General features: G+C 71.2%; 8 protein-coding genes and 1 pseudogene. 7 read left to right on the top strand and 2 right to left on the bottom strand.

What is annotated here, in order from left to right:
• The 7 genes and pseudogenes from ACFV6I_RS20635 to ACFV6I_RS20665 form a co-directional block, all read left to right on the top strand.
• Nucleotides 1–366 (top strand): DUF6879 family protein (locus ACFV6I_RS20635; RefSeq protein ID WP_380426817.1); only part of this gene is annotated, 366 nt, incomplete at its 5' end.
• A gap of 15 nt (nucleotides 367–381) precedes the next feature.
• Nucleotides 382–741: pseudogene (locus ACFV6I_RS20640) on the top strand (helix-turn-helix domain-containing protein); the annotation flags it as partial.
• A gap of 89 nt (nucleotides 742–830) precedes the next feature.
• Nucleotides 831–1,037: a hypothetical protein gene (locus ACFV6I_RS20645; protein ID WP_380426819.1), complete on the top strand. Its 207-nt coding sequence runs from the start codon at nucleotides 831–833 to the stop codon at nucleotides 1,035–1,037.
• Between the two features lie 263 nt (nucleotides 1,038–1,300).
• Nucleotides 1,301–1,690, top strand: a complete 390-nt coding sequence (locus ACFV6I_RS20650) for a hypothetical protein (protein ID WP_380426821.1) — start codon at nucleotides 1,301–1,303, stop codon at nucleotides 1,688–1,690.
• Complete coding sequence (locus tag ACFV6I_RS20655) at nucleotides 1,654–2,499, top strand: hypothetical protein (RefSeq protein WP_380426823.1); 846 nt, start codon at nucleotides 1,654–1,656, stop codon at nucleotides 2,497–2,499. Before ACFV6I_RS20650 ends, ACFV6I_RS20655 begins: the two co-directional genes overlap by 37 nt.
• Complete coding sequence (locus ACFV6I_RS20660) at nucleotides 2,496–3,008, top strand: GNAT family N-acetyltransferase (protein WP_380426825.1); 513 nt, start codon at nucleotides 2,496–2,498, stop codon at nucleotides 3,006–3,008. Before ACFV6I_RS20655 ends, ACFV6I_RS20660 begins: the two co-directional genes overlap by 4 nt.
• A gap of 158 nt (nucleotides 3,009–3,166) precedes the next feature.
• Complete coding sequence (locus tag ACFV6I_RS20665; protein WP_380426827.1) at nucleotides 3,167–3,937, top strand: multiprotein-bridging factor 1 family protein; 771 nt, start codon at nucleotides 3,167–3,169, stop codon at nucleotides 3,935–3,937.
• 63 nt (nucleotides 3,938–4,000) lie between these two features.
• Here the strand turns inward: ACFV6I_RS20665 and ACFV6I_RS20670 are convergent, their stop codons facing one another.
• Both ACFV6I_RS20670 and ACFV6I_RS20675 read right to left on the bottom strand, forming a co-directional pair.
• Nucleotides 4,001–6,076 (bottom strand): phosphocholine-specific phospholipase C, encoded by a 2,076-nt coding sequence (locus tag ACFV6I_RS20670; RefSeq protein ID WP_380426829.1) that lies wholly within the window; start codon nucleotides 6,074–6,076, stop codon nucleotides 4,001–4,003.
• Between the two features lie 207 nt (nucleotides 6,077–6,283).
• Entirely contained in the window at nucleotides 6,284–6,943 is a 660-nt protein-coding gene (locus tag ACFV6I_RS20675) for a pentapeptide repeat-containing protein (protein WP_380335024.1), read from the bottom strand.
• Between the last annotated feature and the right edge of the window lie 131 nt (nucleotides 6,944–7,074).

Below are 7,074 nucleotides of genomic sequence, written 5' to 3' on the forward strand. Positions count from 1 at the left end.
GGGGGGCCGGGTTGGTTGGCCAATACCGGGAACGCTGCCGCCGGGGGGGTGTCCTTACCCGGCGGGCGCATCGTCTCCGAGCCGGTCACCGACTACATCCGGTACGAGCATGCCGGAACGGTCGTGAACCTGGCGGCCGGCGAGCAGGTGCGCTGGCTGCCGCGCCGTCAGGCGTCGGATATCGCCCTGCCCGGTAACGACTTCTGGCTGTTCGACGAAACCGTGGTTCGCTTCAACCACTTCACCGGCGACGGCGGTTCTGCCGGTCCCACGCTCACCGACGACCCTGCAGTGGCCAAACTCTGCGCCGTCGCTTTCGAGGCTGTCTGGGAGCGCGGCATCCCGCACGAGAAGTACACCGTCTGACCCACCTGCCAGCTCATGCCCGTCTCCCCGTCCTCCAGTGCCCAAGAGGCCCGTCTGGCCGTCGCCGCGCGGCTGCGCGAGATCATGCTGGACGCCGGACTCCTGGGGCAGGAGCTGGCGACCCTGTGCGGGTGGAACGGCGCGAAGACCTCCCGCATCATCAACGCCAAGACCGCGCCATCCGACAAGGACATCCGAGCGTGGTGCCGAGCCTGCGGGGCGGACGACCAGGCCGAGGATCTGATCGCCGCCAACCGCGCGGTGGACTCCATGTATGTCGAGTGGCGCAGGCTCACCCGCACCGGCCTTCGCATGCTGCAGGAATCAGCGGTACCGCTCTACGAGCGCACGCGACACTTCCGCGCCTATTCCTCAACGTGTGGCACCAGCTTCTCAGCGATCCGGCCGCGCACGAGGCATTCGCCGTCCGGCACGGCGGACGCAAGCTGACGCACGTCGAGAGCGTGGGCGTCGGCTTCATCTCCTGGGTGGGCGCGTACGAGGAGGCGTACGGCCCCCTGCCGGAGATCTGGTTCACCGACGCCGACGACACGGTCAACACCGTGGCCCTGGCCCGCTACCGCGAGACGGGCGAGGTCTGGGCCGAGTGGGACTGCTCGCCCGCGCCCGGCGACGGCGACGACCTGGCCCCAGCGGCGACCACCCGGTGATCACCGCACCGTCCGACGGAGCGTCCCGGCCGACTGCCGGGGCGCTCCGCCTCACCGAGGCCCGGACGGAACACCCGGCCGGCGTGGACGTGAGCGGTTATCTCCCCGCCATGCAGCAGTACTGCCCGTTCCTCCGGCCATCCGCAGCGCGCGGTATGACCGGGTGGACCGTTTACGAGATCTCGCCTGACACTCGCCGGTACGCCGTCGAAGCCGAACTGTTCTACGCGGGCGTACAGGCTGCCGAGTGGATTCGCCCCCTGATGGCCCGACCATTCGGCGCGCTGGCCTGCGAGAACGTGGTGCTGATCGGGCAGTGCGCCGACGCCGACCACCGCGAGCTGCTGGCCTGGCCGCACTGGGCCTTGAAGAACCTCTACGGGCCGGTCGGCGTGATGTTCGGCAAGTTCGTCCAAGGGGCTGCCGAGACCAGCAGGGCCGGGCACGACATCCCGCCGGCCCCGTTCTCGTTCCTCCCGGTGCGCGCGGCCGTCCGCCTCCTGGACCCGAAGCTCCTGACCAGCACACCCGATCTCGCGGCGGCGGTGGGCGGGGCCGTTGACGACGGCCACGACGTGTTCGAGCACATCCCTTGCGAGTGGAAGGCAGTAAGAGAATGGGCGAGTTCACTCCCGAGGCCGCCGAAGCGCTGAAGGCCGCAGAGGCCGTATGCGGGCCGCTGGAACTGGAGGAGATCAGCAACCGGCGGGGCTCGTCGGTCTGGAAGGCGACCGGGCCGCGAGGCCGCGCGAGCATCAAGCTCGGCGCCGGTGAGGCCGCCGAGGTCACCGCGCGAGAAGCCTCCGTGCTGGACCGGCTCCCCGGCTACACCGTGACCGCCGGCCGTTTCGACAACGGCGTCTGGTTCGTCACCCCATGGCTGGCCGGACCATCCACCTGGCAGGCCTTCCGTCCCGTGCGCAAGGGCGAAGGAGGGCGGGGCCAAGCCCTTGCCGCTGCGGTCGGGCTGTGCCGCGCCGTGGCCGTCCTCCACGCCGACGGATGGGTGCACGGCGACCTCCAGCCCCAGCACGGCGTCCACGGTGATGACGGAACCGTGCGCCTCCTCGACTTCGCCTGGTCCCGGAAGGTCGGCACCACTCCCTGGAAGACCTTCGACGGCACGATGGTCCACCTCACCGCCCCCGAACTGGCCGCCCGGATCATCACCGGACCCCAACCCGTCGACACGACACAGGCCGCCGACGTCTACGCCCTCGCCGGCACCCTGTGGACCTGTGCCACGGGCAACTGGCCGCTGGACTACGAGGCCGCCGGACTCGGCCGGGGCACGCCGGTCGAGGTGATTCGCGAGGCCATCGCCGCCAGAGCCGTCCCGATGTCCTCCCGGGTGCCCTGGCCCGCACTCCAGGCCCGGCTGCGGTTCGTCCTGCTGGCCGGGCCCGACGACCGGCCGACCGCCGCCGAGTTGACCACCATGGTGCAGGCGGTGGGCGAGTGATCGTACTGCGCGAGCTGACCCGCAACGACGCCACCGCCCTCCAGCGGATCTACAGCCCGGAATCGACCAGGTTCCTCCAGCGAGGGCCGATGGACGCCGCCGAAGCCCGCAGCGCCGCACGCGACGCAGTGGCCTCCGCCGCTCAATCCCCGCGCACGCTCTACACCCTGGGCCTCGACTTCGACGGCGACCTGCTCGGGATCATCAAGCTCCTCCTGGACCGCCCCGTCGCCACACTCGGCTACATCCTGCGCGCGGACACCTGGGGGAAGGGGCACGCCACGGAGGCGGTCCTCAGGATTCTCGCCCTGGGCTTCGGCCACCTCGGGCTGCCCGAGATCCACGCCAAGCACCATCCGGACAACCCGGCCTCCGGTCGCGTCCTCCTCAAGGCAGGGTTCGTCCCGACCGGCGAGCACGCCGGATTCACCACCTACGCCATCCGGCCGCCCCAAACAGCGAGCGACCTCCGATCACGCACCCAAGGCCCCACTACCCGAGGCGGGTAGTGGGGCCTCCGTTCTGCCCGGCGAGGGTGACCGCCGGATGCCGACGCCGGGCGCGTCCGGCTCCTCGATCTGCTTGGGGCTGTGGCGAGTTGTCCGGTCGGGGGGTAGGCTCCGGCAGCACTTGGTAGGTGGGTGAACGGCCAAGAGCGGAGGCGGGTTTGACGTCCTTCGGGCGCACGTTGCGGCTGCTGCGTCGGCGGGCGGGTATGTCCCAGCCGAGGCTGGCGGCGACGGTGTTCGTGTCCCAGTCGACCATCAGTAGGTTCGAGTCGGGCGACCGGATGCCGGATCCGGCGCTGGCCCGGTTGATCGATGGGGCGCTGGGGGCGGGAGGCGCGCTGTCCGGCCTGATTCCGGCTGATCCTGATCGGGCCGGCTTCCAGGCCCGCAGGCCGGGTCTGGTGGACCGGGCGGTGATCGTCGAGGCGGAGTCGGGGCTGGTCCAGTTGCGGAAGCTGGAGGACATCTCCTCCTCCGCGGATGTGACTCCGATGGTGGCGGCGCGGGCCGAGTTGGCCGTCCAGGCGGCCAAGGACGCGCCGTACGCCCTGCGGGCTCCGGCGATCGGTGCGGCCGCCATGGGGACCGCGTACCTCGGATGGTGCCACTTCGTGGCCGGGCGGTACGCGGCGGCGGAGCAGGCGCTGGACCGCGCGGCGGCGCAGCAGAGCGCGGCCAGGGCCGAGATCGACGTCCTCCGTGCGGCCCGCAGCCCGGGCGCGCGACCGGCGCCGTGCTGTTCACGTGTTCCCATGGTCGTTTCCCCCGATCCTCCCCGCGCGGCCCTGACGCTTGAGCGGGGAATTGTCCGGAACCTTCATGCGCGATACCTTCTGCGCCGTGGGCTCACGGTAGGCAGGATCCCGGACGGCCATAAGGTCGGCAGGCGGATCGGAATACTATTCCGCGCCGATTCCGCGCCGAGTTGACGACCGATCAGAGGCCGGTGGAGGCCCCGCCACCCGAGGGAGCGGGCAGCGGGGCCTGGGGCGTCAGCCGGTGATACTGGGGGTGCCCGTTTCCAGGTGGCCGGTGAAGCGCTGGGACCAGGTGCTGTCGGCGTCGACCGTCACCGTGAAGTCGTACCAGCCGTTGTTGTAGGCCGCGGCGTTGAAGAAGTCGGTGACGTTGCCGCCGGCGGGGACCTGGTACGTCCAGGGGCCGTCCGTGCGGTAGTTGTTCGACGCGATCGTGAAGGTCATGGGCGTCGCACCGGAGTTGGCGAGCTTGAAGTAGACGGCGAGCTTGCCGGTGCCCGGCTCGACCGCGTACGACGCCGTGACGGCCGCGTTCTTGCCGGCCTTGGTGGCGTCGCCCTTGAAGCGGCGCAGGAAGCGGTTGGGGCCGACGACCGTCAGGTCGTAGGGGCCGCCGCCGAAGTTGGTGCCGCAGTTGAAGAAGTCGCTGGTGGTGCCGCCCGGGTCGACGGTGTACTGCCAGGGGCCGCCGCTGCGGTAGGCGTTGGCGTAGGCGGCGAAGTGGGCGGACTTCGCCGCCCCCGTGCCCCCGTTGTCCATCGCGATCCAGACCTTCATGACCCCGCCGGAGCCGAACTCCAGGTGGTCCAGGTTGGCGTTCGGCTGGTACGGCAGGGCGCGGGCCGGCCGGGTGCCGGTCTCCTGGATCGGGAGCTGGTTGTTGACCGGGGCCGGGTTGGGCAGCGGGCCGCACGCCGACAGGCCGATGGTCTGCGAGGTGTCGGGCAGCCCGGGCAGGCCGTAGACCGGGTTGGCGAAGTCGAACGCGCTGGTCAGGTCGCCGCAGACGCGTCGGCGCCAGTCGCTGATGTTCCGGCATTGCGCGGGCGTGCCGAGGGCGGCGGTCCAGGTCTCCAGGAAGCGCAGCACGGAGGTGTGGTCGAAGGTCTCGGAGTTGACCCAGCCGCCGCGGGTCCAGGGCGAGACGGCGATCATCGGGACGCGGAAGCCGAGGCCGATGTTGGTGCCGTTGTAGAACTCGCCCGGGGTGCCGGCCGGGGCGGCCGGCGGCGGGACGTGGTCGAAGAAGCCGTCGTTCTCGTCGTAGTTGATGAACAGGACGGACGAGTTGAAGACGTTCGGGTCGGCGTTCAGCGCGTCGATCACCAGGTGGACGAAGTGCGCGCCGTCGGCGGGGGTGGCGTACGGGTGTTCGGAGGAGGCCTGGTCGGGGACGATCCAGGAGACCTGCGGGAGGGTGCCGTTCAGCACGTCGGCCTTGATCGCGGCGGCGATGTCGTCCGGGGTCCTGCCGGTGGCCTTGGGCACCGAGCCCATGCCCTTGACGGCCAGCGGGCTGCCGGCCGGGGCGCCGGAGAACTGGGTGAAGTACGCGAGGGCGTTGTCGCCGTAGTTGTCGGCGGCGTTCTGGTAGACCTTCCAGCTGACGCCGGCGCTCTCCAGTGCCTCCGCGTAGGTCTGCCAGCGCAGGCCCTTCTCGTCGCCGCCGTCGTACGCGGGGCCGCCGGCGCTGCCGGCCGGGTCGATCTGGCCGGACCAGTGGTAGGTGCGGTTGGGGCCGGTCGCGCTGAGCACGGAGCAGTGGTAGGCGTCGCAGATGGTCCAGTTCTCGGCCAGCGCGTAGTGGAACGGGATGTCCTGGCGGGTGAGGAAGCCGAGGGTGCGGACGTTGCCCTTGGCGGCGACCCAGGAGTCCATCTTGCCGCTGTTCCAGGCCTTGTGCTGATCGCTCCAGCCGTGGCTGAGGTCGCCGTTGCATTGGGCGAGGCGCTCGGGGTCTGCGCCGCCGGCCGGCTTGGTCTGGCTGAACTGCCACGGGTACTGGCGGCCGAGCAGGCCGTTGGGCTGGTTGAAGACGCTGTAGCCGCCGGCTATCTGGATGGCGCTGCGGTCGGCGAAGCCGCGCACCCCGCGCAGGGTGCCGAAGTAGTGGTCGAAGCTGCGGTTCTCCTGCATCAGGATCACCACGTGCTGCACGTCGTTGATGGTGCCGGTCTGCTGGAGCGTGGCGGTGGAGGCCACCGCGGGTGCGCCGGGGGCGGCCCCTGCGGCGCTGGTGCCGGCCACGGCGAGTCCCGCCGCGGCGGCACCGGACAGCGTGACGAACTTCCTACGACTCAGCTCGGCCATCAGCCCGGCCCGTCCCTTCACTGGCGATCTGGCGATGTTGTGTACACAAGTCGGGGCTCATCGATCGCGCAGCATCTTCCACCCCGGCCGGAGGCGCCCACCAGATGCGCGCGGCAGGGTTGGCGGACTGTTCGTCCGGGTGTCACCGAGCGACGCCGGGCTGAACGGGCGGCGGAAACGGCGGGGAGGGACGGAGCGGGCGGCTGGTCAGCGGTCCTTGACCTCGATTCCCAGCGCGTGGGCGAACTGCGGTGCCAGCTCCAGCAGTTGGGTGGAGCTGATGACCGCGCCGCGCAGCCCCTGGTGGCCGTCCGCGAGGCCCAGCCGGGCGGCCCCGCGCAGGTCGGTCTTCTTCAGGGTGGCGCCGCGCAGCCGGACCTCCTCCAGCGTGGAGCCGGGGAAGGACACCTCGGTCAGCTTGGCCTCGCCGAAGTCCACGTCGCGCAGCAGGCAGTCCTCGAACACGACGTCCCGCAGCACGGCCGCCCGCAGGTTGACCGCCTCCAGCTTGCAGCCGCGGAACACCACCCGGCGCAGCGCCGAGCCGTATCCGGCGACCCCGGCCAGCACGCCGCCGACGAAGGCGCTGTCCTGCCACTCGGTGTCGCTCAGGTCGCAGGCCACCCAGCGGCCGGCCTGCACCCAGACCTCGTTGAACCGGGCCTGGCGCAGCTTGACCCCGCTGAGCGCGACCCCGGTGAAGGCGCATTCCAGGAACGCCGCCCCGGCCGCCGACTCGTCGGTGTGCTCGCCGCCGTCGAAGTGCGTGGTGTCGTACCGCTCGTCGCTGCGCAGCCGCCCGGCGTGGGGGCGGAGCAGGTCCGCGTACGGCAGGTCGGCGAGCTGGTCGGGGGCGGAACGCGGCATGGCGGTGGCACCTCACGGTCGGGGGCGAACGGGTCTCGCCCGCATGCTCGCACGCGGCACCGACAACGGTCGGGACGACGACCCGCCGGACGACCACCCACCGAAGGGCGACGACCTCCGGACGACGGCGC

The sequence above is a fragment of the Kitasatospora sp. NPDC059803 genome, from assembly GCF_042732255.1.
Lineage (GTDB): Bacteria > Actinomycetota > Actinomycetes > Streptomycetales > Streptomycetaceae > Kitasatospora.

Coding starts and splice junctions, on each gene's coding strand:
- ACFV6I_RS20655 (WP_380426823.1), top strand. CDS start 1,654: ATGGGCGAGTTCACTCCCGAGGCCGCCGAAGCGCTGAAGGCCGCAGAG.
- ACFV6I_RS20675 (WP_380335024.1), bottom strand. CDS start 6,943: ATGCCGCGTTCCGCCCCCGACCAGCTCGCCGACCTGCCGTACGCGGAC.
- ACFV6I_RS20670 (WP_380426829.1), bottom strand. CDS start 6,076: ATGGCCGAGCTGAGTCGTAGGAAGTTCGTCACGCTGTCCGGTGCCGCC.
- ACFV6I_RS20650 (WP_380426821.1), top strand. CDS start 1,301: ATGGCCCGACCATTCGGCGCGCTGGCCTGCGAGAACGTGGTGCTGATC.